Source organism: Streptomyces sp. NPDC048415, assembly GCF_040651675.1.
Taxonomy (GTDB): Bacteria; Actinomycetota; Actinomycetes; order Streptomycetales; family Streptomycetaceae; genus Streptomyces.
This window is the reverse complement of sequence record NZ_JBEZKJ010000034.1, coordinates 1-23791: the sequence shown is the minus strand read 5'-3', so window position 1 is coordinate 23791 and position 23791 is coordinate 1. Positions and strand designations below refer to the sequence as shown.

Below are 23791 nucleotides of genomic sequence, written 5' to 3'. Positions count from 1 at the left end.
TCATCGCGTGAAAACTGGTTCTGACTTGGTCGTCTTGAAGGATCGCACGGTGACCGTCATCGTTCCGGAATCGACACGCCAGACTTCAGTCAGGCGTCCAGTTCGTACACCACGCTATTGGACGCAACCCGACGAAATTGTCACGCAAGAGCTGATAGGGCGCGAGGTTCCTTGTGATAGTTCGTGGTGGCGCAACCTCAACTCCAGGAAGGCGTTCCATGTCCGGCAAGACAACAGTGGGGGTTGTCGGTCTGGGGCATGTCGGCAGCATGACCGCAGACCTGCTCGCCCACCACATGGATCTGGTGACCTACGATGTCATCAGTGCGCAGCCGTACCCCGGGGCGGAACTAGCGAAGTGCGATTTCGTGGTCGTGTGCGTGAATACCCCCGCATTGGCCTGCGGGACGGTGGATCTCAGCCAGGTCGAGGGGGCGTTCGAGCCGCTCCCATCGCGCATTCCGGTCATCCTGCGGTCTACCGTGCCGCCCGGGACGACGGACGCGCTCGCGAAACGGTATGGGCGCGAGGTGATCTTCTGGCCGGAGTACGTGGGCGAGACCAGGTTCGCCACGCCGACCTGGCGCGTGCTCGCCGAGGACCGGCCGTTTCAGCTCGTGGGAGCATGGAAGTCTAGCGTGACGACCTGCTGGCTGGACCTGATGGCCGAGACGTTCGGGCCGCTCGTGCGACTCCATCGAGTCGATCCGGCGGAGGCGGAACTCGCGAAGTACATGGAAAACTCGTGGTTCGCGGTGAAAGTGACATTCGTGAACGAGTTTCGCCGCCTCGCCGAAGGTCTCGGGCTGGACTGGCAGAGCGTGCGAGAAGGGTGGCTGCTCGACCCCAGGGTCGAGCGCGACCACTCGGACGCCTTCGCGTCCGAACCTGGCTACAGTGGCAAGTGCCTACCCAAGGACGTCGCGGGCATCATCGGCCATGCGGCCGCCAACAGCATCGACCTTCCCCTGTTGACAAGCGTCAAGGCGATCAATGACGCGATCCACAATCGGCGTCGAGACGACGATGGGTAGCTCCGCTACTTTGCAGCGGCCGTGAACTTGGCGCGGAGGTTGGTGAACGTGGTCCGGTGTGCGGCAAAGCCCTGGTTGAAAGTGAAGGCCATCAACGGCCCGGGCACCAGGATATCGACGTGCTCGGTGACCCGGAGGCCACGCCACTGTGCGTCGGGACCGCGGTGAAGGAGCCGTACAGGTCGATCTTTGGGGGGGGAAACTGATGAGCGTGCGAACCGATTCGACCGGGGCCGCATCGACGCATATCTATCGTGTGCTGGAAACGGCATCGGCAGGCCCGCCACCAGGCCAGCCCGCGCGCATGTGGGCCACGGTCGGCTGTGGATCGTACGCGCCGCCACTGCCCGCACCCTCCCGGCAGCCGGGCCTGGTCGGGCGGCGGTCGGTGACGCCGCCACCGCCGCGGACCCGATTGCCGGCCGGGGCATCCTCACGGCGCTCGTCACCGGCGTCACCGCCGCGCAAGCCGTCGAATCGGACGCTGTCGGGGAGGACTCGGCCGGTATGCGCAACGGGTGCGGGCGATCCAGACGGAATACCTGCACGCACGCGCCGTGTGCTACCGGGCCGAGGACCGCTGGGATACCTGTCTTCGGATCCGTCGCCGTGGCCCTTCGCCCGAGCGGGCAGTCGGGCCGGGGCCGGGCGGGTGACGTGCCCGTCGCGTCGGCGCGGCAGCGTGGCGTCGGCCGGTCCGGCTGATGGCATGGGCGGCGCCGGTTCGTTCGAACTCATAAGCAATTTTCCGGCCATCATCTACGGAGGCCAGTTCGTGAACGCTAAATCAATTGGTGCCGAGCAGATCGCGCGTGCCGCTGCCGAAGGCGTCGCGATCGCTCTCGCCGCCCGCAACGTGGCGGAGGATCTGGAATTCGGTGGACCCATCGTGGCCGGGCAGTTCCCGGACGCACTCTTCGAAGTGAGCCTGCAGAGGGACGAGGTCACGGGAGCAGTCCAGGTACGCGGGATCCAGCCCTACCAGTCGGGTCAGTAGCCGTCATGTCGCACGACGAGCAGCCAGACAGGCCGCAGGAAGAGCTCCTTTGTCCCAGCGCGGGTGCTCATTCCGATTCGGTCCTGATTGGCGTCGTATCGGGTTCGGCGGATGCTCCCCGGGTGCTTCCCACCGATCAGATGCCGGTGACGCAGGAAGTCATCGATCTGGCACACCCGGTGGCGCCCACCGAGGTTTTCCGGTTCGCGGCCCCGTGCAGTACCGGAGGCTGTATTCACTTCAGGGATGCGGCCTGCCAGATCGCCGCGCGGAGCACCGTGCTGCTGGACGAGGTGGTGGCGCACCTGCCGAAGTGTCTGATCCGCGCGCGGTGCCGCTGGTTCCACCAGGAAGGCGCGGACATGTGCCGGCGCTGCCCGCAGATCGTGACCAAGCAGTATCTGCCGTCTGCCGACATGCTGCGGATCGTGAACGAGACCGATCCGCCCGCGGCCGCGTACGCCCCGCACTGATCGGGCCCTCCCACCCCGGCCGGTCCCGCACGCGGTCGGCGGTGCCCGTCCCTGAGTCGCAGGACGCGGGCATGTCGAGTTCACCTGGGCCGGCGGACCAGGCTACGCCGCAGGTGGAAGGCGACCGCCCGCACCGCCGCGTGCTCCTGACCGTGTGGCGGGTAGGGCTGTCCGGTCAGGTCCGCGACATCCAGCCGCAAGGCGTTGGCCAGTACCGCCAGTCGGCCGCGGCGGTCGACCCACTCCCCGCCGGTCTCCAGTTCGGCGAGGTAATCGAGCCCCAGGCCGGTGCGGGAGGCAAGGTCATCCCGAGTCAGTTCCCGTTGGCGGCGCCAGGCGGCCAGGCGGGCCCCAATCGGGCCGCCGGCGGCAGTCTCGTCCAGCTCGCGCATCACCAGGTTGCTCGCATACCCACTCGCCCGGACCGTGCTCTGCCAGGACAAAGGTCCATGCATCCCGTTCAGTGGAGGGTCGGGTCCCCCGTGGCAGGACGCATATGCCTGGCGCGCGACACATTAGTCACACCGCTGAAGGGCGCGCGAACTGGCAGGTGACGCGCCTGGTCAGGGCAAAGGAGGGCTCGGGGCCGACAGGACCGCGACGTTGTCCCCGGACTGCCGCAGCCGTTCGAGGAGACGGGCGTTCTGGGTCTCCAGCTCGGCATTACGCAAGGCCAGGACCTGGATCTGGTCGGCGTAGGTGGCCACGGTGCCCTTGAGTTCGCGGATCTCGGCGGCGTGCTCGCTGCGAAGCTCGCGCTCCGCCTTCTTCAGCCGGGCGACTTCTGCCCGCAGCTCCTCCGGTTCCGGGCGGCGGGTCTGCGGCGCTTCCAGGATCTCCTTCACCGCCTGTGCCACCGGCGAGCGGTAGTAGGAGGCGCGAGAGACGCCGGCCTCGGTGCACACGTTCACGACCGTGATCTTGCCGTCGGTTAGTTCGGGTAGCCCGTGCATCAGCCGCTCGAACGCCTCTATCAGCGCGCGGTCCACGTCGGTGAGCCCTCTGCCGCCCGCGGAGAGCCGGTCGAAGGTGTGTCGGATGCGCAGTCGTGTCTCGTCGTTCACGCCGACCTCGCGCCTTCCTTGGTGTCGTCGGTGGTGATGCTCTGGATGAGCTCGTCAAGTTCGGCGGCGTGGTCGGTCAGGGCAATCACCTGCAGCCGGGGCAGTGCCTCGCGTTCCTTCTTGGGCAGGTCGAGCACCGTCAGGGCCTGGTCCCGTGCGGTGGTGAGCCGGGGCAAGTGCACTGCCGACCGGCGGGCGTTGGGGCAGTTCAGACACATGTTGTGCAGCGGTACCGGGCGGCCGAGCGCCTTGGCTCGCTTGCGGCAGACCGCGGTGGCGGCCTGGTAGAAGCAGTCGTTGAGTACCCCGGGGTGCAGCGTCTTGGTCAGGTGCCGCAGCATCGTCCGCAGCCGGGCAGGGGACGCGACGACACCGGGCAGGTCGCCGAGCTCGCGGCGGATTCGCTCGAACTCGGCCGAGATACGCTCGGCGGCCCCGCCGGAGGAGGCGCCACCGTTGTTCCAGTCGCGGTAGATATCCTCCAGGTAGTCCAGTCGCGCGACCGCGTCGTTGGCCGCTACTTCCTCGGCGAAGCCGGACTCCGATGTACCCGCATATCCCTCGAACATGACTATTCGGGCATGTTGGTACTGCCGTGCGCCAGCGACAACGCCGAAGGGTTGGTGAGCGATATGCCAGGCCAAAGTTCGACGGAACTGCCGCGTGTCGAAACTCCAGGGAACCCCTGCTGGATCAGGTCCCTCCTCGGTAAGGCCGAGCGGCCCGTCCGGGTCCTCGCCTCCGCGGCCGTGTTGATGGATTTCTGAATCGAGGGTGTCCGGGGTGTCGTAGTCCTCGACGCCGCTTGTGTCGTTGGGGATGAACAACCCGGCTTCCGTGCTGAAGAGCTCGTTGGCATGGTCGCGGAAGCGGCCCAGCCGGTAGGGAACGGACCCGAAGAGCTGATAGCCGGTGATGTCCGTGCCCCAGTAGCCGAAGAGATGGTCGGGATCGTCATGGAGGCCGAGGAGGACGTCGACGGCCTGGTGAACGATGTCCAGGACGACCCACTCGGCCTCATCGCCGCTGATCTTGCGGTTCTTGTAGACCCGACCGCGCAGCTTGTAGCGGATCCGGCCGCCGTCGCCGGTCTCGGTGAACGCGCACTCGCGGCCCAGGAGGCGGACCTCGTCGTCGCGAAGTCCAGAAAGGTACGCGATCACGATCCAGCAGGCCGTGCGCAGGTACTCGGTCTCCCGGTTCACAGTCGTGGGGTCCAGCCGTGGCCGCCACGGCCGGCCGGACTCCGGCCAGGGCGACATCGGAGTGTCGAGGCCGCCCTCCTCAAATCCCAACTCGGCCGCCACCCGTGCCACGAGGTGATCGATACGGGCGTAGCCGCCGATCATCAGCTCGATCAAGGTGATGTTCGGCGACTGGACGACTCCGCCGACCACCTCAGCGCCTGGTCGCCGTGAAACCGCCTCCAGCGGCAGGGCCGGCAGGCCGCGCCCGGCCGCCCGGCGCTTCGCGATGAAGGAGGTGAACGCGGCTTCCTTCGCTCCGCCCATGCTGTAGGGCCGCAGGCGTCCGGCCTCCTGCAGGGCCTGTATCTCGGCACGGGCGGCGCGGATGTCGCGGCTGGCGATGGTGATGTAGAAGACGGCCGCGCGTAGCAGCGGAGCCATGATCTCCTCGGGGATGCGGTCCGTGCTGTTCTCGTCCGGTCTCGGCTCCTTGCCCACGACCGCCGCTGCTGTCCGGCCCGGCCACGGATGGACGTCCAGTCCGTCGCTGTGGAGGAATGCGCGATGGGCGGCGAGCTGCTTCATCGTGGTGACGAGCGACGCAGCGGTGGAGAGAGACCCCTTCTTCCACTGGTCCAGCAACGCCGCCAGATCCTCCCGGGTGACCGCGGAGAGCCGTGTTATGCCGAGTTCGCGCAGGTCGTGCATGGCGTTACGTACGCGGGCCAGTTCCTGCGCGGCCCACGTGATCTTCATCGGTTTCACTGTCGAGACGCTCAGGTAGCTGGCCGGGATGCCCCGTCGGAACCGCGAGTAGAGGTATTCCTTGGCCGTGCGGATGGCCGTGTCGTCGGCGAATCCCGAGAAGTGGCAGAGGGCGTTCTTGCGGGTGGTTCGGGGGACGAAGGGGCGCAGGTCCCAGACCATGTCGCCGACGCGCGGCCCGCGGCCGGTCGCGGCGGTGGTGAGGTGCTCGGGCACGACGTACGCGTCGTCCGGGACCGGGGTCGCCGGACGGGCTCGCAGTTGAGGTGCGGTGGTCATGAGATGAGCTCCACAAACTGTGCGGGCAGCGACAGGCGCGGCCCGTCGGCTTCGGCGATGGCAGTGGCCGTGGTGATCTGCTCGGTGCTGAACTTCGGCCGGATGTCGTTGACGATCCGCTCCCAGGCCAGTCCGTAGCGGGCCTTCCACTCGGCGACGGTGTACTCCTCGCGCTGTGCTTCGAGGAAGTCGAGGAAGGACAGCAGGCTCGGCAGGTGCCGGGTGGTGAAGACGGCGTTCGGGCACTCCAGGCAGCCCCAGATCGCGACCGGGCACCCTGCTCCCTTCTTCCGCGCCCAGGGGGAGCTGTAGTAGCCACGGCACGAGGCCAGCCAGACGTCGTTGTCCGTCCCGAGCGCGGCGCGGACTTCGTCCGGCTCAAGGTCCTGGTCGCCGTCGTCCAGGCGGCTGCCGTCGTCGTCCAGCACGACCGGCGCGGCCAGGGCCGCGTCCAGGGCTTCGCGCAGGCCGTCCTCCACCGCCTGCTCGTGTACCTCGCGGTGGGCCTCGATATCGGCGTAGTGCCCGGCGGCGACCTCCTTGGTGTGGCCGGACACGAAGTCGTCGAGGATGCCGCCGGCCCGCAGATAGTTCCGCGACTTGTGGCTCTTGCGCAGGCGCCGCATGTCCATCGACACGGGGCCGCCGCCGCGGTCCTTCATCTCATCGATCCGGTGCTGGGCCATCCAGGGCACCGCGTCCCGGGCCGTGTGGGTGCGTCCGTCCCGGTAGACGTCACGGACTCCGGCGTCCAGGGCGAGCACCCACAGGGATTCGGTGCCGGCGAACTCGCGGGCGCGCTGCGTGAGCCGCAGGGCGAGGCGGAGCAGGCCGCCCGGGTAGTGCAGGGCGCCCCCGTCGCTCACCCGCATCGTTTTGTGAGTGTGCTGGTGCGCGCGCTTCTTGACGTACGCGATGCTGACGAAACCGCGCGCCGGGTTGGACAGACAGTCCGCCTTCAGAGTCTTGGCACACTCGGGTTCAAGCCCGGTCTGGCAGATCAGCAAGGTCAAGAAGGGCACCATGTCGGCCTTGGTCAGGAACAGGTGCGCGTTGACGGCTCTGATCCCGCCCAGAGCCCGCAACGGACGATGCTGCCACACGATGTCGTTGCTCAGCGGCCCGTTGCGGGCGACGTACCACAGCACGTTCTCCAGCCGCCCCCACCCACCGGTCTCGGGGTCCTGGCCAGCTTCGGCCATCCGCTCACCGCGCAGAATCCGGTCCCGGATCTCGCGGACGTCGGCGAGCGCCGCGGCCTCCATACGCTCGAACACTGGCAACGGGTAAGCGTCGAGGGGCTTGCTGGTCAGCCGCTCCACCGTCGTCGCCGTGAACCCGATCCGCCCGTGCATCTCGGCGCTGAAGGCGTCCGGGGCGGACTCGTGGACGGCACGCAGCAGGCGCACGACCGTCCCGAGCAGCTTGTACGGCTGGCCGCTTCCCTTCGGGAAAGCCCGTGCCAGGTGCCCTTCGAAGGCATCCAGGAGCTCGGGTTCGAGGTCGTCCAGCGCGAAGTCGTCGGCGTGTCCGGGCTCAGCGGCCGCCACGAACTCGGCGAACAACTGCACGGCCCGGATCGCTTCGCGGAAGGCATACTTGCCGCCCATGGTCCCGTCGTCACCCCCGATCTGGCTCAACTCCTGGGTGAGCGGGCGGACGAGGCGGGTACACGGCAGATGCGAGAGGTCGTAGTGGACGTCTTTCCCGCCGAACTGGAGCGAGAAGGCGACCGGCCCGATGCTGGGCACCGGGTCCGGAGGAGCGGGGATGTCGCTCGCTGCTGGAAACCGAACGCGCCGCGTCCTCATGCTGCCGCCGCCTCCGAAGCGACCGCCTCCAGGGCCGCGACCTGGGTGTCCCACTCCGCGAGCGCGGACAGGACGATCTCCTGGAACTCATCCAGAAGGTCCAGGTAGATGTAGACCGTCGACTCGTGCGCATGCCCGAGAAGCAACTGCAGCTTGCGCATGGGGCTGCCGAACAGCAGCCGCTCCAGCTCCACCCTGGTAAATCGCCGGTCCTCCCGCTGCCCCAGCGCGCGGATGGTCTGCCGCAGCATCAGACCAAGCATCTGAACTGCAAAAACATGACGGAGAGTATGGGGCGAGACCTCGATGTCGATCCCGAAAGAAGCACAGCGCTCGTTGGCCCGGCGGAAGGCCGACTGCCACGTGGAAGGCTTGAGCGGAAACCCGTCCTCGCCCAGCCACAGCGCCAACGGCTCCCGCGGCAGGCCGGCGGGATCCACACGGAACAGGTTCCGCCGCACGCCGACGCCGATCTTCGAGTACGCCCAGGCGCGGGAAGAACCCACCACCGTCAAGGCGTGACGCCCCGCGCGGCCCACCGGAACGAACTCCTCCAGCCCGACGTACTGCTCACGGGCCCGCGCCCGCTCCACCACGGCCGAACGCTCGATCGACAGGTAGTGGTGCCACGCCCGCAGCGTCCGCCGATTCCCGAACACCCTGCGCGCCTTTTTCCGCTTGGCCACCTGAGCCGCGAGGTAGATCTCGCCCCGTCCCCCTGCGACGGGAGGAAGCTCGGTCGTCAGCAGACTCGCCCCCTCGCCCAGGCGCATGCCGGTGTAGACGAGCGAGTCGGCGAACAGCGCATTGCGCTCACCGTGCCGGCCACGCCACTTCGGGTCCGGCCTGCCATCCGGCAGCTCGCCCCGCAGCCCGACATTGCGCCACAGTAGGTAGTCAACGAACTGCACGATGTGCAGGGGCTCTTGGTCGTCATCCACGTCGTACTCGGCGTTGACCCGGACGCGCTTCGGTCCCTGCGGCGTCATCACCGTCTTGTCGATGTACCGGAACGGCTCGTGATCCAGCAACTCCTCGTAAAGGGACCACTCCACCCACTTGTCGAGAGCCGCGATGGACCGGCGCCACGTGGCCGCGCTGATCGAGTTCTCGTCGTCCATGCGCATTCGGACAAGCTTGTAGGCGCGCAGATCAGCGCTGTCCGTCTGCCATATCGACTTCCCTCCCCGGGATTCGTGCAGGAACCGGCAGTACAGCATGATGTCACGCATGTAGCCCTCGTGCCCGTTGTCCGACCGCACGCCCCAGCTGTCGAGTTCGCGCCCGAACCGGTTCAACTGGACGTCGTACGAACCGTCGGGGCCGAGGACGAAGCGCTTGCCGTCGCATGCCCCCGCCCGTTCCAGCACGGCCGACGCGTCGAAGGGCCACGGACCAGCTGCCCGAGCCTGCGCAGTCCGATGTAAGAGGACCACGGCCTCCGGAGCCGACTCCCCGAAGGGGGCGACGACTCCCTGTCGAGCGGTGGCAGTTGACGTGCCGGAACTGGTGCGCTTCATCGGACCCCCTGAGACAGCAGCTACGCGAACATAACTGCGTGCTATGTGAGACAGAACGAAGCGCCAACATAAAAGCCGATCTCGCCGTGGACTCCGGCCAGGCCCTCCTGGACCTCGGCGACATCGGCCGCGCTCACCAGCTGATTACCGAAGGCGAAGGCCTGCTGCCCCCGACCCGGGACAAGACCCGCGGTGTGTTTCTCGCCTACCGCGCCGCGAGCCACCTCGATCTGAAGGAACCCGAGCCCGCCACGGTCGCCGCCACCAAATCCCTGCTCCTGGCACGTCGCATCGGAGCACCCCGCTGCGTGCGGCTTGTCGACGACCTTCTCCCCCGCTTCCAGCACTACCAGGACGCCCAGGGCGTTCCAGAACTCCTCCAACTCGCTACCGCATAGCAGGAAGGGGCGGATCCGATGACCACCGATGCGGGGCTCCCCTCGGTCAGCGAGTCCCTCCAGCTCGCGCTCCTGGCGGAGCCGGAGGGCAGCTGATGGCGCAGCTGAACCGCTGACTACCTATTTGACGTCCCTCGCCGCACGGTCCGATCGTCCGGACTGGGGCTTCAGGCGGTTGGTCGGTGGAAGAATCGGATCCGTGACGACCGTATTTGGGGACTTCGAGCTGACCATGGACGAGCTGCGCGTTGTCGCACGCTACGTTGTGGAGAGCGCTGAGGAAGTTCTCCCCGTGTTCCAGGCCGCCAACCCCAGCGATCCTCGACCTCGTGCAGCCATCGACGCCGCACGGGAGTTCGTGAACGGCGCGAGAAGGACCAAGCTCCAGCGCATCACCTCCTTGGATGCTCACCGCGCGGCGAAGGAAGCGGCCACCGAAGCCGAACGGCTCGCCGCGCGCGCCGCCGGCGATGCCGCCTCTGCGGCTTACCTTCATCCGATTGCGAAAGCCACCCAGGTAGGTCACATCCTGCGAGCCGCTGCAAGTGCGGCGCTCGTGGGGGAATTGAACGCAGGCGGTGATTTCGCCGTCGGACTCAAGCTGATCGAGCAGGCTCGACAACGCGCCACACCGGTGCTGATCGATGTCCTCAACCGGTACCCCCTCGCACCAACCGGCAAGAGCCGTGCTGCACAGCTCATGACCATCCTGGACACATCCTTGCGCACGTCCCGCTGAGGGAGACCACCCGCCGCCGTCTGCGGCACCTGTCGCGCACCTACCACCCACCGGCGCCTGCCGCTGAGCTGGGCAACCATCACACTTCCCGGCCGCTCAACCCGAGCCACCCCAAGAGAAAGGCAGTGGCGGGCTCGTGCGTGTCCGACGTCTTATGGGCCGTTCGACCATCTGAGGGAACGGCGGGAATCGACCCGGGACGCCCTCCGGTCGGCAGTGGCTGGAGACGTGATGATCACGGCACAGCCCACCACCCGGAGGGAACACCCGATGAGCGACACCACAGTCCCCCTGAAGCAGCGAGTCGGCCGGTACGGCGCCTGGAGCGTCGAACTGCGCTCGGAGGACCCGGCCCGGCGCGGCGAACTGGACGAGGCTGCGGCCGAGCTGGAGGAACTCGGGTACGGCGCCATCTGGCTCGGCAACAACAGCACCGCCGACCATGCCGCCCCGCTGATCGGGGCGACGCGCCGCATCCTCGTCGGCACCAGCGTCCTGAACATCTGGCAGCAGGAGGCCGCCACGACCGCGGCCGGCTTCGCCGAGGTGGCATCGGCGCACCCCGGCCGCTACCTGGTGGGTCTCGGCGTGAGCCACGGCCCGCTGGTGACTACAGCCGCCCGTACGCAGCGATGACCGGCTACCTCGACGAGCTGGACGAGGCCGGCGTCGCCGCCGACAGCAGGGTGCTGGCCGCGCTGGGCCCGAAGATGCTGAAGCTGTCCGGCGAGCGGGCGGCCGGCGCCATCCCCTACCTGGTCACGCCCGAACACACCGCCCAGGCCCGCGAGATCCTCGGCGAGGGCCCGCTGCTTGCCCCGGAGCTGAAGGTGGTCATGGAGACCGACCCGGTCCGGGCCCGCGCCCTGGCCCGCGACGCCCTTGCCATGTACCTCACCCTGCCGAACTACACCAACAACTTCCTGCGGCACGGCTTCACCGAGGCCGACCTGGCCGAGGGCGGCAGCGACCGCCTGATCGACGCGGTCTTCGCCTGGGGCGACGAGGACCGCATCCGCGACCGCATCGACACCTTCCACCAGGCAGGCGGGGACCACGTGGCCCTCCAGGTGCTCACCGGCACCCACAGGGACAAGCTCCCGAGGGAGGAATGGCGCAGGCTCGCTTCTCTATTGGGATAACGGCCTCGGGGACCGGAACCGTGGTCATCCTCGCCGAGGGCGAAACGGTCGAGCTCCCGACCTGATTCACTTCGGGGCCTACGAGCCTTGCTCTGCGAGTGTGACCTTCCGGCCCGCGCGCGCCGCCTCTCGGATCCGCTCCAGCATGCGGTGTCGCCGGACGGCGTGCCGGAAGTCGGGAACGCCGTCCTCATCTGGCGCAAGGTTCCCGGTGATCTGTTCGCGCAGAAGCGCGTACTCGTGGGCGACGTTGCAGGCGGGCTCGGTGGATCGCTCGGTCCATTGCGTCAGCGACCGCTGATAGCGGGCGGGAACCGGCAGCTCGGCCAACGTGCCGTCCTCTCCCCGGGCGCCGTTGAGCCGCAGCCCCCCGTACCACCACTGAGCCTGATTGGCCTTGACGACGAGATCGCCCTCCGTGCCGTTGATCTCCCAATGAAACGCGGTGGCGCGGGACGTCCCACCGCGGAAGTGCATCGCGGCCACGGCCCCCGACTCCAGCACACCAGTGACGGCGATCTGGTCCTCTGCAGTCTTGGCCGCGACCACCCCGCTCGTGACGTGGGTGACCTCCGGGCGCAGATTCTCGATGAGAGCCGACACCTCGCGGAACTCCCCGAGCACCATGGCCAGCGCGTCGACCGAGTGCCCGAAGGGGATCGACAGCAGCGTGGCGCCGCTCGTGACGTCCAGCACGTACGCATAGTTGTCGTGGTAAGTGGCGCCCCCGATCCAGCCCGACCCGAGCATGCTGGTCGACAGCACCCGCCCCACGTAGCCCTCGGCGACCAGGTCCCGCAGATACCGAAGCGGCGGAGCCGACCGCGCCTGCAGGCCGACAGCCGTCAGCACACCCCTGCGATGCGCGAGGTCGGCCAGCTCCTCGGCCTGCGCGAGGTCGACACCGAGCGGCCACTCGCTCAACACCATCTTCCCCGCTTCCAGCGCGGGTCGGATGAGCTCCAGGTGATGAGGAACCTTCACCGTCACCACCACGAGATCGACTTCCTCACTGCGGGCCAGCTCCTCCGCGCTGCCGAAGGCCAGCGGCACCGCATACTTCTCGCCGGCCGCACGCGCTGATTCGGCGCTGCTGGCGCTCAGGGCCCGCAACTCGTATCCGTCGAGTCCGGTCAGCGCCGGCACATGGGCGGTGGCCGCCCACCCGCCGCTCGCGCTCAGACCTACGACACCGACGCGGATCGGCTCCCGATGAGGGGAAGTGGACGTCATGTGCACCCCAGCGTTCACGGTCACCTGCTCTCTCACCTCAAAACGGCCCATAGCCATGGAGGACACGGTCTGAGCAACCCGGTCAGCTACATGCCGATTGGCTTGCCGTTCGTTATAGCGGCACCTCACTCGGCGAGTTCGCTCCGCCGCGCCCTGCCCTGCGGCTCGTCGGCGCTCCGAACCGGCCGAGGAACAACCGAACGAACGACCGGCGCTGCTCTACTTTGCATCCTGGGGCAGGGACAGGAGACCGGGGCCCACATGCTCCGGCACGCGATCGCCTGCTTCGCCACCGTCAGCGAGATCTGGCTACCGTCTACCAGCGCGCCCGCGACTGAGCAGCTCCGTTCCGCGTGCCACCTCGGTTCCATCGCCACGGCGAGGCGGTTCATTGCCTCTACGGCGACGGGGCCAGCTCGATGAGAAGGTGCCGGGGGCCGCGCAGCACGGCGCTGTGCCGGTAGGGGGGAGGGTCTTCGACCAGGGTTGCGGTGGCGAGATGGGGAAGGAGTGCTCCCAGGGCGATCTGGGCTTCGACCCGGGCGAGGGGTGCGCCGTAGCAGATGTGGATGCCGCTGCCGAATCCGAGGTGCTGGTTGTCCCGGCGGCTGGAGTCGAACCGGTCGGGGTCGCGGAACCGCTTGGGGTCACGGTTGGCCGAGGCCAGCGCGAGTACCACGGGTACGCCCTTGGGGATGGTCGTGCCCGCGACGTCGACGTGGGCGAGGGGCGTGCGGTCCAGCAAATGGACCGGGGGCTCGTAGCGCAGCAGTTCTTCCACTGTGCCGGGGAGCAGGTCGGGTTCGCGGCGCAGGGGCATATGTTGGTCGGGGTGGCGCAGCAGGGTGAGTACGCCGTTGGTGATCAGATTGACCGTGGCTTCGTGTCCGGCAACGAGCAGCAGCACTGCGGTGGCCGCCGGTTCCTCGCGGGTGAGTCCTCCGGTCGGGTTGGGGTCGTTGACGAACGCAGACAGCATGTGAGCGGGTGAGGTCCACGACGAGCCGCATCCCAAGCCTCTCCCTGCGTCGCCTTGAGCTCCCTGTCTCTTTCTCCGGACGGGGCACTGGGCGCCATGGCCTACGGAAGCCTGGGCCCCCTCGGCCAAGCCCAGGATGGTGGAACCAGGGGCGACCTGGTCTGGGGAGCACTGTGGACGGTCCTGATCGGGGTGCTCGCGCTGTTCCTGCGCTTCTGGGCGGTCTCGGCGGACAGCGCGGTCCAGCGCTCGGACCGCTGAGGAACTGGTATAGGGCCCGTCTCACTTGACGTTGTCCCTGATGCGCAGATCCGAGAACGTCTCATGAGACACCGACAAGATCTCATGCGACGGGACCCCTCGGAAGGCCAGGTCAGAGGGGGTGCGTGAAGTGGGGCGGGAGTTGCCGTTCCGAGAAAGTGTCACGGTGACGGAAGTTCTTTCGGAGTTCGGCGGTCTGCGGATGTCGAGAACGTGCCACCAGCTCCGTCCCAGGGACATCAGCGGCCACCACCGGCCGCACGAGGAGGAAGGAGAGACCAGCATGGCGATTCAGCGGATGGACAACGTCGGCATCCTCGTCGAGGACATGGATGCCGCCGTCGCGTTCTTCGTGGAACTCGGTATGGAGCTGGAGGGCAGGGCGGAGGTCGAGGGTCTCTTCGCCGACCAGTGCACCGGACTCGAGGGCGTCCGCTGTGACATCGCGATGGTCCGGCGCCAGCCTCAACTCGAAGTACACCACCAGCCGTGCAGGAAGCAGCCGCTTTCACCGCCACCGGGGCCGACCTGCTGTGGAGGGTGCCCGCCAACCGCGTTCTGCCGGTCCGCAAAAATCTGCGTGACGGATCGTGGCTCTCCTCCATCCATGCCAACACCGACCCCGCCAAGCGTGACCCAGTCGACGTCCGTGTCCTGGCCTACCAGCTCAAAGACACGGTCAGGCCCCACTGCGGGTGAGTATCGCCTGGTCACCAGCCTCCTGGACGCCCGACGCTATCCGGCCCGGCCGCTGGCAGCGGTCCAGGCCGGCTCGAAGAGGGGGCCGAACTCGGCCATCGTCTGCTTCAGGTCGGGTACTGCAAGGCCAATGTGGCAGATCCTGCTCATGATTCAACTCCCTTGACCCACCGGGACGTTCGGCCCACCGAACAACACGTCCGTGACCCTGGAGGCGAATCGCCAGCCGTCCTCGGTCCCCACGTAGCGGCCGGTCTCCTCGGTGACGGCGAACGGCGTGGTGCCGCCCCTGCCGTCGTCCATGTACACGGTCAGGACGCACACACCCTCGGCCGTGTCGTCGCCGGTAAGTGTGAAGCGGGTGTTGTTGTGAACGTGCCGCGTCCGCGCGGCGGGGCGTTCGGCGCCCCACCTACGGATCGCGTCCCGGCCGCGCAGTGCCGTTCCGCCGAGGCACATCTCACCGTCCTCGGTGAACAGCTCCCATACGGTGTCCGCGCGGCCGTGGTCGATGCGCCACGCGGTCTCGGTGAGGAGTTGCGTCAGGGCAAAGTGGTCGGTGGCGCTTGCTGGTTGACGTGTCACGACGCCTCCGGTCGTAGGCTCAGGTGGGGCTCCGGCGGGCCGCCGAGGACATGGCGCCGGGAGCGGGGGCGGCTGCCGTCGACGTCGGTGACGTCGAGGTACGCGCCGAGTTCGGCGCCTATGACCGTGCGCCCCGAGAAAGCCATCAACTCGTCGGACGCGTAGAGCGCCGCGATCACGCGCCCGGTGAAGTAGGGCGACTCGCGTGGTGGGAGCGCGGCGCGTTGCTCCTGCGTCAGTGTCAGCGACTGCAGATGGGCGCGGGCGCGTTCGGTGTCGAGGCTGCCCATCCAGATCGACAGCGCGGCGACATCGTACGGGTACAGCTCCTTCGCCATGTCGGCGGCCATCTTGTCGGCTCCGGCCTTCTGTGCGCCGTACGCGGGGCCCTGGTGGTACGAGACGGCGCCGTAGTGACCGGTGTTGACGATCAGGCCGCGGCCGCCTGCGATGAGCAGCGGTGCGGCGTGCCAGGCGGCGACGTAGTGCGAGCGCAGGCCGACGGTCAGCGGGTCGGCGGTGGACAGCGGGCGCTCCCAGAAGCCGCCGGGAGCCGGGGCGGCGACCATCGCGGCGTTGTTCACCAGGATGTCGAGCCGTCCATGCTCGGATCGCACCCGCGCGAACAACTCCGCGACAGCGGCGTCGTCCGCGTGGTCGACGACGACGGGGATGCCGGTGCCGCCTGCCCGGGTGACTTCCTCGGCGGTCTCGCGCACGGACCCGCCGTACGGCGAGTCCCCGCTGCTCTGCGAACGCCCGGTCACATAGACCGTGGCCCCGGTGTCGCCGAGCGCCTCGGCAATACCCTTCCCCGCACCTCTGCTGGCGCCGGTGACCACGGCGACGGCTTCCTTGCCGGATCGCGTCACGGCATGCCTCCTCACGGTGACAAGCGATGGTGAACTGCGAAAACAGTAATCGGACAAGCTGTCCGTTTACCTGTTTCGACGATATGGACACCATGTCCGGTTGTCAAATAGAGTCGCCCCATGAATGCAGCCCCCCACACCTCGGCCCGGCGCGCGGATGCCGTGCGCAACCGCTCGGCACTGCTCGCGGCGGGGGGGCGCGTGTTCGCCCGCCGCGGTGTGGAGGTACCGATGGAAGAGGTCGCACAGGAAGCGGGCGTCGGCCGCGGCACCCTCTACCGGCACTTCCCGAGCCGCCAGCACCTCCTCGGCGCCCTCATGGAGGAACAGGCCGCCCACCTCGCCGCCGAGGCCCGCCGTCTGCTGGCCGAGGGGCCCGTCTGGGGCGGCATCGTCGCCTGGCTGCGCCTCTATGACGAGAGCCTCGCCCGCTACCGCGGCGCCAGTGACCACGTCGGCGCCGGTCTCGTCGGCACATCCCCGCTTGCCGGCGCCTGCCGCCCCATGCGGGCAGCCTTCGCCGAACTCCTCGACCGTGCACGCGAGTTGGATCTCGTACGGACCGACATCACGGCCGAGCAGGCCCTCGCCCTGGTCGCCGCCCTCCCCAAGGACGCCGCGACGGGAAGCGCGCAGGCGCCCTTCCTCGACATCGTGACCCAGGGGTTGCGGGCCTGACGCCGGGCCTGAGCCGGGGCCCTGCGCGGATCGGGATCAGTACTTCAACGGGAGCAGCCGGGACCAGCCATTCAACACGGTTTGTAAAGCAACGGCATGACTCTGTTGGTGATGTTGGCCCGGTGCTGACACCTGGTCCGGTGGGTGCTTGTCTGGTGGGAGCGGGGCGGTGGGGGTGGTCGCGGTGTCGCTGCGGCCGGAGAGTCACCAGCGAATCCCAGTACGGACGGTGCGGACGGCGCGGGCGGCGTGTCCAAAGGGCACCCCGGCAATGCTCATCCGGGACCGGTTGGATGTCCTGTTCGAGGACGAGGAGTTCGCCGGTTTGTACCCGCACGACGGCAGGCCGGGACTGTCGCCGGGGCAGCTCGCGCTGGTGTCGGTGCTGCAGTTCGCGGAGAACCTGTCCGACCGTGCGGCGGCGGACGCGGTCCGCACCAGGATAGCACCCGGCACCCGGCACCCGCGAGATGCCGAACTCCGCGTCGCATCTGGCTTCCCCGCCGGATGCGACGCGGACAGCACGACGGCTACCAGCCGCCCGCGCCGGTCGAGCCGTGCGAGAGAGCTGCACTGCACCCGCTGCTTGCTCAACCGGCGCTGCCGGCCCGCCGGTATCAGAAAGTGCCGAGAGGGAAACGAAGTCGGCAAAGCCGGGATCCGGGCTGCGCCTTGAGAGCACTGTGTAGGGGTGATCGAGACGAACCGCGGTGAGCGCTCCTCCGCCATCGGTCTGTCCAAGGTGCTGGAACGGGCCCCGGACCTGGTCAGCCTCTACAAGACGGCGGGCTCCAGCGTCCGCAACCACGGACTGGAAGGGGTACGGGCGGCGGTGTATCTCGTTCTGGACCGCTCACGCTCCATGCGGCCCTACTATGCGGACGGCACCATGCAGCATCTCGCGGAGCAGGTACTGACGCTGTCCGCCCACCTCGACGACGACGGGACCGTCCCGGTGGTCTTCTTCTCCACCGATGTCGACGGCTCCACCGACCTCAATCTCGGCGGGCACCGCGGCCGCATCGGCAAGCTGCACGAGAACCTCGGGCACATGGGGCGCACGAACTACCACTGGGCGATGGACGAGGTCATCGACCACTACCTCGACTCCGAAAGCGACGCCCCCGCCCTGGTGATCTTCCAGACGGACGGAGGCCCGACCAGCAGGCCCGCCGCTGAACGCTACCTGTGCAAAGCCGCCCGTCTGCCCCTGTTCTGGCAGTTCATCGGCTTCGGCGACCCCGACGACAACGAGTTCGCGTTCCTTCGCAGGCTCGACACCCTCGCCGTCCCCGACCGCCGCGTCGTCGACAACGCCGGCTTCTTCCACGCCGGACGCACCCCGCTGACCGTCGGCGACGACGTCCTCTTCGACCGGCTGCTGCAGGAATTCCCCCTCTGGCTGACCGCCGCCCGCAGCGCAGGGATCGTGTAGCAACACCCCGGCCAGAACCTGCCCAGGCACTGCCGCCGTCCTCCGGGGGCAAGTTGGCACCTCGTTCCAGGCCTGCCGGACGGCAGGGCCGCTTCACCGGTCCCACGCCCGGCATGCAGAAACGCGTCAGCACGAGGAGAGCTGGTCGTGCAGACCGTCCGGAATGACCACGCCGCGCCGCACCGCAGCACAGTGACAGGGCCGCAGGTGGACAGACCGCGGTGGCGACGATGAGCGGGACTGCGGACTGCTCCCGCTGACCTGCCGGACGGCTGGGGTGGAGGTCCTCCGTGCTCACGCAGCCCGCAGCGCTCCCACGGACATCGGCGTGTACGAGAAGCAATTCCGGGACGAACTCCCCCAGCGCTGCGGCCAGGTCAGCGACACCGGCGCTCTCCGCGCCGACAGCCTGGCCCCGACTGCACCGGCATGATGGGGGGCTCTCCGTTCGCAAGAGCCTCGACGAACCGGCTCCTGCTCTTCGGCTGCAGGGTAGCCAGCAATCAGACTCAGCGGCCCGACTCGCTGATCCCGGACGCCAGCTGCCCCACGGCGTCCAGAATCCCCTGCCCGAACGCCGTCGGAGCAACGAGCACGCCGAACACCAAGACGATGAGCACGGTCAGCTTCTCGTCATTGCGGCTTCGCGCCTCGGTCCGGCGGCCCAGCCGGAAGACGATGATGACCGCCAGGAGCACCGCCACATTGATGGTGAGCATGAACAGCCCCTCCCGCCTCCCCGAACAGCCCTCGTCAAGGTGTAGCTCGCACAAGTCACGTCCCAGTAGCCGGTCGCCTACGGGTGGCAGCAAAGATGCCCACAACGGCTCGATTCGCGCTCTTGTCAGGTACTCATTCGGCGGCGCTGTCGGGGCGGCTGCTACCGGTGTCCGCGTCAGTGCCGGGTCGTGCTGTGCTGTGCGTGAGGATGAGGGAATGTCTGACTCCCCCGCTGCCCCTGGTACGCACCTGGTACAGATTCCCGCGCGGATGCATGTGGTGGGGCCGGGCTGGCATCAGTTGCTGACTCGTCTGCATCAGCAGTTGTGCGGCCTTGCCCCCGGCTATGCGCTCACCGGCCTCAAGGAGAAGTTCGGTGGTCTGCGGGTCCAGGTGGAGGCTGAGGGCATCGACCGCCCCGCGCTGCATGCCCTGGTTGCCGCCGCGGAAGCGGAATCGATGCGTACCTGTGAGTTCTGCGGCGCACCCGGCGGCGTCCGTACCCGCGGCGACGCGCCCTACGGGTGGCGCAAGTCCGTATGCGACGGCTGCCACAGTCGATGGTCCGAACATCGAATCCTGATCGTTCACGGTTCGGTGCGGGAGCGGCCCGGCCGAGGCTGATGCCCCCGCCGTAAGATCCCGTCATCCTCGCGCGCGAGAGGAAGCCGTGTCGGCCGCATGGCTGGGTCATGCCGCCGGTCTTCCAACGCATGTCGAGCGCTTCGAGTGCATCGAGCCGTTCACGGCTCAGGCGGTAGGGCCGCAGCCTCTTGTCGGAGATCCACTCCCCCAGACGGAAGGCGCTGCCGCGGTCCCGCTCGACGTGCTGGGACGTCGAGGTGCTGGTGGTTGCGCCAGTAGGAGTGAGCGTGGCGCAGGCCGTTGGCGAAGGCGCGTTCGCTCTGGTTGTGGGACGGGCGCAGCAGCGACCTTCGCGGGGCGAGCCGCAGACCTCGGGCCGCCGATGGCTGACCTCGCGCCCCTCAGCCACGACGTGCTGATGCGGCGGGGACCGCAGCAGTTGACGGCAACCGTCACGCGGTGCACGGTCGGCACAGGCACCTGGGCACGCCGACCCGGCCGCTCGTTTCTTTGACGTGCTGTGTCCGGCGTCTTTATGCCGCTGTCAGCGATTTGGGTCATCCACGGTGTCGCAGCGCTGGCCTGCGAGCCCTGAGGGAGTCTGTTCACGCTCGTTTTGGGGCGCCGGATGCACGTCGTCGCCCGGCACGAGCGGTTCCGTCTACTTTTGGCGCGCTCGTAGGCGGAGACCGACGCGAAGCGGCCCCGCCGTCCTTCGGGAGGGCGGGGCGTTCGTCGTGTCCGGGGTCAGCTCAATGCGTCGATGGCCTTCACGATCAAGGCGCGCGCGTTGGCGCCGTAGACGGCAAGCTCCGTGAGCCTGGCGAACGCGCGCAGGTAGATGTCCAGTTCGCCCGGGGCCGTAACGGTCACCTTTGCGGCAAGCAGCTCCACGTTGACTCGAACATCGTCGAAGACCGTGAATTGTTCCAGCGGCCACATGATCTGTTCCCGCGGCACCTGGGCGGGGATGACCCCCAGCGACACGGACGGCAGCGCCATGGAGGAAAGCAGATTGCCCAGCTGGCCGGCCATCACCTCCGTGTCCCCAACGCGGTGGTGGAGGACGTTCTCCTCGAGGAGCGTCGCGAATCGGTGGTCGCCTTCATGGACGACACGTGAGCGCCGCATGCGTGCCTCGACTGCCTGGCTCACGTCGTCGGGGGTTCCACGGAAACCCGCGATGGTGCCCATGAGAGCCGTGGCGTAGCCGGTTGTCTGCAGATAGCCCGGAATCACGTGGGAGGCGTACACACGGAACTGGCGGGTGCGCTCGTACAGGGGCGTAGACGCCTCCTGAAGGTTCTTCAGCCCGGTGCGCTGGAGCCGCCTCCAGTGGACGTACAGGGAGTCGGCCTGCCGGTTGGCCGCGACCAGGTCCGCCGCCTGCCCGTCCGCGTCACAGGCCGTGCACCAGGCCCGTATGTCCGCGTCCGACGGCGCGGTGTGGGCATTCTCGATGCGGGACGACTTGGCCACGGACCATCCGCAGCGCTTCGCGAGTTCCGAGCCGGTGATGCCTGCGTCCAAGCGCATCTCCCGCAGGCGTGCGGCGAGAGCTGCGCGTGCTTCCTGCACGCTGGACGTGGGGAAGGGGGGCATGTCGGGTTACTTGACCTCGTACTCGTCGTGCGGGGTGCCGCGCTCCCAGATCTTCTCGAACGCAGCAGAGGACATCTGCACGATGCCGGCATCCTCGCGCAGCTCTTTGCCCTCCCAGTCCCCGTCGCCGGAGAAGTGGTGCACGCGGATCAGCCGGTCGTCAAAGATCCAGAAGTCGCAGCCGGGCACGAGAAGATCCGCCGTGCGGTGCCGGGGCAGCCACCGCACCAGCTCACCGGCCTCCACGTTGGCGCGGGTGACGTAGTGCTCCCAGCGGATGTACTCACTCACGGGCTCCGAGATGATCCGGGCCCGGCGAATGAGTACGCCTCGCTCGACGGCATCGGCGATCTGCTGGTGGAAGGACCGCCACCAGGAGGCTCGGTCGTCCCAGTCGGTGCGATGTCCCTGCTTCCATGCCTCGAAGCGCGGGTTGCTGTAGTAGCTGTCCCGCATCTCCAGATGGACCGCCGACCGCTTGGCACCGGCGAGGAGTTCACCGAACTCCGGGATCGAGCTCATCGCACGCCTTCCTGATGATCGGAATCATCCGCTTGGGGATCCTGATGACCGTCTCTGCAGGCGGGATCGGAGCACGGGCCGGAGACAGTGCGTCGCACCGTGCGGTCGACTCGTCGTCGGCTTTGTAGCTCTGGATCAGCAGATCTGATGTGTCCGTGTCGACCCATACCGTTGGGCATCCGTCGTCATCCGTGTCGGGGTCGATCCCGACGAACTGAATATTCATGGCGGCGTGCCTCCCGCGCTAGTGGGTTGCAGCGATTTACACCACCGTCACGCCCCCGGATTACGAAGTCAAGGGCGGGTACTGGCCACGAGCTGCACTCTCAACTCCTGTGTAATTCGGTGCAACTCCGTAGCGGGTGCAGTGCTCTGGTTCCTAGCGTCGTCAGAAGCGACCGGCCCACCACTCTGCTCCCGCGCGCCGCATGTCGGCGCCGGGGCAGACCTACGCCAGTGGAGGCACTGAATGACGACCATGGATCCACCCGTCACACTCGAATTACCTCTCGCTCCGCCGGCGCTGGCGCAGGGCTGCGGCGTCTGCGGCGCCCTCGCCCGGCAGCGGGCCCAGGCCGTGGACGACGCCGACCTGTCCCGCGCGACGGACTGCAGCGTCGAGATCCGCAACCACCCCCATGGGGAAGGCGCGTCATGAGCGGCTTCAGGCAGGAGTGGCGCGACGCGGGAAGCGCATCCGGCCACATGCAGACAGTCGCAGACAGCGGCACATTCAACCGCATGCAGACCGCGTACCGCGCCTACATCAGCCACTCCGCCGTGTGTGACGACTGCGGACACGGAGAGAGGCGCTGTGCGGAGGCCGAAAGGCTGTGGAGGGCATATCGCGCCGCACGCACCTAGCCCTGGCCCGTCTCGAGCCGGCGGTGGTCACGGCACAGTGAGTTCACGGACAGCTCGGGCAAGAGGCGCGAGCGCCGGCGGCTCGACCGGACCGGCAGAGCGGCGGGCTACTGCTCATCGCTGTCCGGCTCCCGATCTCGCATCGCTAGCCTGGCCCTGTGCCAGGCGGCAACTTCGGGAAGCTGGTCCAGGATGCCGCGCACCGTAAACAGGAGCATGCTCGCGACAGCCGCCGTAGCCAGAATCCGCAACGTGAGCACGTCCACTGATTCGACACCCTCTGCCAGCAGACCCGAACGGCCGTGACCGCTGGCTGTCACTGGCGCGCGCACCCCCGGTCACAGCAGCGAGTCTCATCACCATCCATACGACCTCACCGATTCAGCGGCGTAGCCGGCGTCTACGTAAGCGGTGTGGGCTGCGTGCGTCGTTCCACGAAGCCCCAATAGTCGCCTTGGTCACCGACAACGAGGTCCGGTACGACTACCAGTTGTGCCGGCTCGGTGGGCCCGAGATCCTCAAGGCAGCTGAACCGATCCCTGATGCCCGTCGGCCCTTGACCGTCCTGCTCAGCCGCCAGCCCTGAGAGAGGATCCCCGCCCATGACGGACCAGCTTGCCCAGCAACCGAACACTCCGTGGAAGCAGCTTCTCGACAACGGCCTCGACGCCGTTCAGCGCACGTACCTGGACCGCTACCGGCAGACCCGCGAGGGCATGCACTACTGCGCCGACGTCATCTGGGGAAACCTCCAGACGCCCGCGTATGCCCGCGCCATGCTGACCGTGGTCGCCGACGTCCACGGCGGCAGCCACGACACCATCGAGGAAGCCGTGTCAACCCGTACGGCGCGGGGTGCGCTGATGGGCAAGGACGGCCGCACCAGCCACCTGCTCCTGGGCGAGCAGGCCCTGCGCACCAACATCGGCGGCACCGACGTGATGCGCGGCCAACTCGACTATCTGGCCGATGTGATGGACCGCGACGGGCTCACCCTGGGGGTCGTCCCGGCTCGTGCGCTGATGCCGTGTCCGCCGCCCACAACGTTCACCGTGTTCGACCGCATGCTCGTCGACATCGAGACCGCATCGACGCTGATCCAGATCACCGACTCTGGCGAAATCGCTGTCCACGTGCGCACCTTCGAGCTCCTGAAGACCGTCGCCGTTTATGGCCAGGCGGCGCGGAACCTGATCCTTGCCGAGCGTGACAGGCTCCCCGCGTGAGGACCGTGGAAGAGGACGCGGCTCTCAGACGCCATCCGCTTATCGATCACGGGGCTGGTCTGGTCGAACAGGGTTCCTGATCGGGTGATCGCGTGAGGGCCGGCGCATGGCAGCAGGGCCT

Annotated in this window: 25 protein-coding genes and 3 pseudogenes; 15 read left to right on the top strand and 13 right to left on the bottom strand. The window is 68.0% G+C overall.

The window, feature by feature from the left end; all coding sequences use genetic code 11:
* Positions 1-218: 218 nt before the first annotated feature.
* The 3 genes from AB0D27_RS22475 (at position 219) to AB0D27_RS22465 (ending at position 2504) form a co-directional block, all read left to right on the top strand.
* Positions 219-1034 carry a hypothetical protein gene (locus AB0D27_RS22475; protein WP_362511507.1) on the top strand — a complete coding sequence of 272 codons (816 nt, stop codon included), beginning with the start codon at positions 219-221 and terminating at the stop codon, positions 1032-1034.
* A gap of 709 nt (positions 1035-1743) precedes the next feature.
* Positions 1744-2031, top strand: coding sequence for a hypothetical protein (locus AB0D27_RS22470; RefSeq protein ID WP_362511505.1), 288 nt, complete (start codon positions 1744-1746; stop codon positions 2029-2031).
* Positions 2032-2036: 5 nt separating this feature from the next.
* Positions 2037-2504 (top strand): hypothetical protein, encoded by a 468-nt coding sequence (locus tag AB0D27_RS22465; RefSeq protein WP_362511502.1) that lies wholly within the window; start codon positions 2037-2039, stop codon positions 2502-2504.
* A gap of 80 nt (positions 2505-2584) precedes the next feature.
* Here AB0D27_RS22465 and AB0D27_RS22460 read toward each other — a convergent pair whose 3' ends face one another.
* From AB0D27_RS22460 to AB0D27_RS22440, 5 genes are all read right to left on the bottom strand, one after another.
* Entirely contained in the window at positions 2585-2959 is a 375-nt protein-coding gene (locus AB0D27_RS22460) for a helix-turn-helix domain-containing protein (RefSeq protein ID WP_362511499.1), read from the bottom strand.
* Between the two features lie 108 nt (positions 2960-3067).
* Positions 3068-3568, bottom strand: coding sequence for a hypothetical protein (locus AB0D27_RS22455; protein WP_362511496.1), 501 nt, complete (start codon positions 3566-3568; stop codon positions 3068-3070).
* Entirely contained in the window at positions 3565-5799 is a 2235-nt protein-coding gene (locus AB0D27_RS22450) for a hypothetical protein (protein WP_362511493.1), read from the bottom strand. Before AB0D27_RS22450 ends, AB0D27_RS22455 begins: the two co-directional genes overlap by 4 nt.
* Positions 5796-7550 (bottom strand): hypothetical protein, encoded by a 1755-nt coding sequence (locus tag AB0D27_RS22445; RefSeq protein ID WP_362511491.1) that lies wholly within the window; start codon positions 7548-7550, stop codon positions 5796-5798. The genes AB0D27_RS22450 and AB0D27_RS22445 overlap by 4 nt, the downstream gene beginning before the upstream one ends.
* Before the next feature lie 56 nt (positions 7551-7606).
* Positions 7607-8908 carry a tyrosine-type recombinase/integrase gene (locus AB0D27_RS22440; protein ID WP_362511488.1) on the bottom strand — a complete coding sequence of 434 codons (1302 nt, stop codon included), beginning with the start codon at positions 8906-8908 and terminating at the stop codon, positions 7607-7609.
* Positions 8909-9216: 308 nt separating this feature from the next.
* On the opposite strand from AB0D27_RS22440, the gene AB0D27_RS22435 reads away from it, so the two are divergent.
* The 3 genes and pseudogenes from AB0D27_RS22435 (at position 9217) to AB0D27_RS22425 (ending at position 11409) form a co-directional block, all read left to right on the top strand.
* Positions 9217-9528 (top strand): hypothetical protein, encoded by a 312-nt coding sequence (locus tag AB0D27_RS22435; protein WP_362511485.1) that lies wholly within the window; start codon positions 9217-9219, stop codon positions 9526-9528.
* A gap of 199 nt (positions 9529-9727) precedes the next feature.
* Complete coding sequence (locus AB0D27_RS22430) at positions 9728-10267, top strand: putative immunity protein (RefSeq protein ID WP_362511482.1); 540 nt, start codon at positions 9728-9730, stop codon at positions 10265-10267.
* A gap of 270 nt (positions 10268-10537) precedes the next feature.
* Positions 10538-11409 (top strand): annotated as a pseudogene (locus AB0D27_RS22425) (LLM class F420-dependent oxidoreductase).
* A gap of 78 nt (positions 11410-11487) precedes the next feature.
* On the opposite strand, the gene AB0D27_RS22420 reads toward AB0D27_RS22425, so the two are convergent.
* Together AB0D27_RS22420 and AB0D27_RS22415 are read right to left on the bottom strand one after the other, a co-directional pair.
* Positions 11488-12642, bottom strand: coding sequence for a Gfo/Idh/MocA family oxidoreductase (locus AB0D27_RS22420; protein ID WP_362511479.1), 1155 nt, complete (start codon positions 12640-12642; stop codon positions 11488-11490).
* A gap of 397 nt (positions 12643-13039) precedes the next feature.
* Positions 13040-13621: pseudogene (locus tag AB0D27_RS22415) on the bottom strand (cytochrome P450); the annotation flags it as partial.
* Between the two features lie 96 nt (positions 13622-13717).
* Here AB0D27_RS22415 and AB0D27_RS22410 point away from each other — a divergent pair.
* From AB0D27_RS22410 to AB0D27_RS22400, 3 genes and pseudogenes are all read left to right on the top strand, one after another.
* Positions 13718-13882: a hypothetical protein gene (locus AB0D27_RS22410; RefSeq protein ID WP_362511477.1), complete on the top strand. Its 165-nt coding sequence runs from the start codon at positions 13718-13720 to the stop codon at positions 13880-13882.
* 202 nt (positions 13883-14084) lie between these two features.
* A pseudogene (locus tag AB0D27_RS22405) lies at positions 14085-14339 on the top strand (VOC family protein); the annotation flags it as partial.
* Positions 14340-14371: 32 nt separating this feature from the next.
* Positions 14372-14581, top strand: coding sequence for a hypothetical protein (locus AB0D27_RS22400; RefSeq protein WP_362511651.1), 210 nt, complete (start codon positions 14372-14374; stop codon positions 14579-14581).
* A 153-nt stretch (positions 14582-14734) separates the two neighbouring features.
* On the opposite strand, the gene AB0D27_RS22395 is transcribed toward AB0D27_RS22400, so the two are convergent.
* Positions 14735-15166 carry a nuclear transport factor 2 family protein gene (locus AB0D27_RS22395; protein ID WP_362511474.1) on the bottom strand — a complete coding sequence of 144 codons (432 nt, stop codon included), beginning with the start codon at positions 15164-15166 and terminating at the stop codon, positions 14735-14737.
* The gene (locus AB0D27_RS22390) at positions 15163-16038 is read right to left on the bottom strand and encodes an SDR family NAD(P)-dependent oxidoreductase (protein ID WP_362511471.1); all 876 of its coding nucleotides are present in this window, start codon (positions 16036-16038) and stop codon (positions 15163-15165) included. Before AB0D27_RS22390 ends, AB0D27_RS22395 begins: the two co-directional genes overlap by 4 nt.
* Positions 16039-16158: 120 nt before the next feature.
* On the opposite strand from AB0D27_RS22390, the gene AB0D27_RS22385 reads away from it, so the two are divergent.
* The 3 genes from AB0D27_RS22385 (at position 16159) to AB0D27_RS22375 (ending at position 18151) form a co-directional block, all read left to right on the top strand.
* Positions 16159-16716: a helix-turn-helix domain-containing protein gene (locus AB0D27_RS22385; RefSeq protein WP_362511468.1), complete on the top strand. Its 558-nt coding sequence runs from the start codon at positions 16159-16161 to the stop codon at positions 16714-16716.
* 271 nt (positions 16717-16987) lie between these two features.
* A complete protein-coding gene (locus AB0D27_RS22380; RefSeq protein WP_362511466.1) occupies positions 16988-17392 on the top strand; it encodes a transposase in 405 nt (134 codons plus the stop codon).
* Positions 17393-17407: 15 nt separating this feature from the next.
* Positions 17408-18151 carry a VWA domain-containing protein gene (locus tag AB0D27_RS22375; protein ID WP_362511463.1) on the top strand — a complete coding sequence of 248 codons (744 nt, stop codon included), beginning with the start codon at positions 17408-17410 and terminating at the stop codon, positions 18149-18151.
* A 509-nt stretch (positions 18152-18660) separates the two neighbouring features.
* On the opposite strand, the gene AB0D27_RS22370 is transcribed toward AB0D27_RS22375, so the two are convergent.
* A complete protein-coding gene (locus AB0D27_RS22370) occupies positions 18661-18870 on the bottom strand; it encodes a hypothetical protein (RefSeq protein WP_229703532.1) in 210 nt (69 codons plus the stop codon).
* Between the two features lie 217 nt (positions 18871-19087).
* Here AB0D27_RS22370 and AB0D27_RS22365 point away from each other — a divergent pair, with 217 nt between their 5' ends.
* A complete protein-coding gene (locus AB0D27_RS22365; RefSeq protein WP_362511461.1) occupies positions 19088-19495 on the top strand; it encodes a hypothetical protein in 408 nt (135 codons plus the stop codon).
* A gap of 708 nt (positions 19496-20203) precedes the next feature.
* Here the strand turns inward: AB0D27_RS22365 and AB0D27_RS22360 are convergent.
* From AB0D27_RS22360 to AB0D27_RS22350, 3 genes are read right to left on the bottom strand one after another with little or no spacing between them, the layout of a single operon-like run.
* A complete protein-coding gene (locus tag AB0D27_RS22360) occupies positions 20204-21058 on the bottom strand; it encodes a helix-turn-helix transcriptional regulator (RefSeq protein ID WP_362511458.1) in 855 nt (284 codons plus the stop codon).
* A 6-nt stretch (positions 21059-21064) separates the two neighbouring features.
* Entirely contained in the window at positions 21065-21580 is a 516-nt protein-coding gene (locus tag AB0D27_RS22355; protein WP_362511455.1) for a DUF6879 family protein, read from the bottom strand.
* Positions 21555-21806, bottom strand: coding sequence for a hypothetical protein (locus AB0D27_RS22350; RefSeq protein WP_362511453.1), 252 nt, complete (start codon positions 21804-21806; stop codon positions 21555-21557). The genes AB0D27_RS22355 and AB0D27_RS22350 overlap by 26 nt, the downstream gene beginning before the upstream one ends.
* Positions 21807-22898: 1092 nt before the next feature.
* Between AB0D27_RS22350 and AB0D27_RS22345 the strand changes: the two genes are divergently transcribed.
* Together AB0D27_RS22345 and AB0D27_RS22340 are read left to right on the top strand one after the other, a co-directional pair.
* Positions 22899-23030 (top strand): hypothetical protein, encoded by a 132-nt coding sequence (locus tag AB0D27_RS22345; RefSeq protein WP_362511450.1) that lies wholly within the window; start codon positions 22899-22901, stop codon positions 23028-23030.
* Between the two features lie 16 nt (positions 23031-23046).
* Positions 23047-23670 carry a DUF5753 domain-containing protein gene (locus tag AB0D27_RS22340; RefSeq protein WP_362511447.1) on the top strand — a complete coding sequence of 208 codons (624 nt, stop codon included), beginning with the start codon at positions 23047-23049 and terminating at the stop codon, positions 23668-23670.
* The last annotated feature ends 121 nt before the right edge of the window (positions 23671-23791 follow it).

Coding starts and splice junctions, on each gene's coding strand:
- AB0D27_RS22470 (WP_362511505.1), top strand. CDS start 1,744: ATGGGCGGCGCCGGTTCGTTCGAACTCATAAGCAATTTTCCGGCCATC.
- AB0D27_RS22465 (WP_362511502.1), top strand. CDS start 2,037: ATGTCGCACGACGAGCAGCCAGACAGGCCGCAGGAAGAGCTCCTTTGT.
- AB0D27_RS22360 (WP_362511458.1), bottom strand. CDS start 21,058: ATGCCCCCCTTCCCCACGTCCAGCGTGCAGGAAGCACGCGCAGCTCTC.
- AB0D27_RS22460 (WP_362511499.1), bottom strand. CDS start 2,959: ATGCATGGACCTTTGTCCTGGCAGAGCACGGTCCGGGCGAGTGGGTAT.
- AB0D27_RS22365 (WP_362511461.1), top strand. CDS start 19,088: ATGTCTGACTCCCCCGCTGCCCCTGGTACGCACCTGGTACAGATTCCC.
- AB0D27_RS22450 (WP_362511493.1), bottom strand. CDS start 5,799: ATGACCACCGCACCTCAACTGCGAGCCCGTCCGGCGACCCCGGTCCCG.
- AB0D27_RS22340 (WP_362511447.1), top strand. CDS start 23,047: ATGACGGACCAGCTTGCCCAGCAACCGAACACTCCGTGGAAGCAGCTT.
- AB0D27_RS22370 (WP_229703532.1), bottom strand. CDS start 18,870: ATGCTCACCATCAATGTGGCGGTGCTCCTGGCGGTCATCATCGTCTTC.
- AB0D27_RS22385 (WP_362511468.1), top strand. CDS start 16,159: ATGAATGCAGCCCCCCACACCTCGGCCCGGCGCGCGGATGCCGTGCGC.
- AB0D27_RS22475 (WP_362511507.1), top strand. CDS start 219: ATGTCCGGCAAGACAACAGTGGGGGTTGTCGGTCTGGGGCATGTCGGC.
- AB0D27_RS22350 (WP_362511453.1), bottom strand. CDS start 21,806: ATGAATATTCAGTTCGTCGGGATCGACCCCGACACGGATGACGACGGA.
- AB0D27_RS22380 (WP_362511466.1), top strand. CDS start 16,988: ATGCTCATCCGGGACCGGTTGGATGTCCTGTTCGAGGACGAGGAGTTC.
- AB0D27_RS22420 (WP_362511479.1), bottom strand. CDS start 12,642: ATGACGTCCACTTCCCCTCATCGGGAGCCGATCCGCGTCGGTGTCGTA.
- AB0D27_RS22355 (WP_362511455.1), bottom strand. CDS start 21,580: ATGAGCTCGATCCCGGAGTTCGGTGAACTCCTCGCCGGTGCCAAGCGG.
- AB0D27_RS22410 (WP_362511477.1), top strand. CDS start 13,718: ATGGCCTACGGAAGCCTGGGCCCCCTCGGCCAAGCCCAGGATGGTGGA.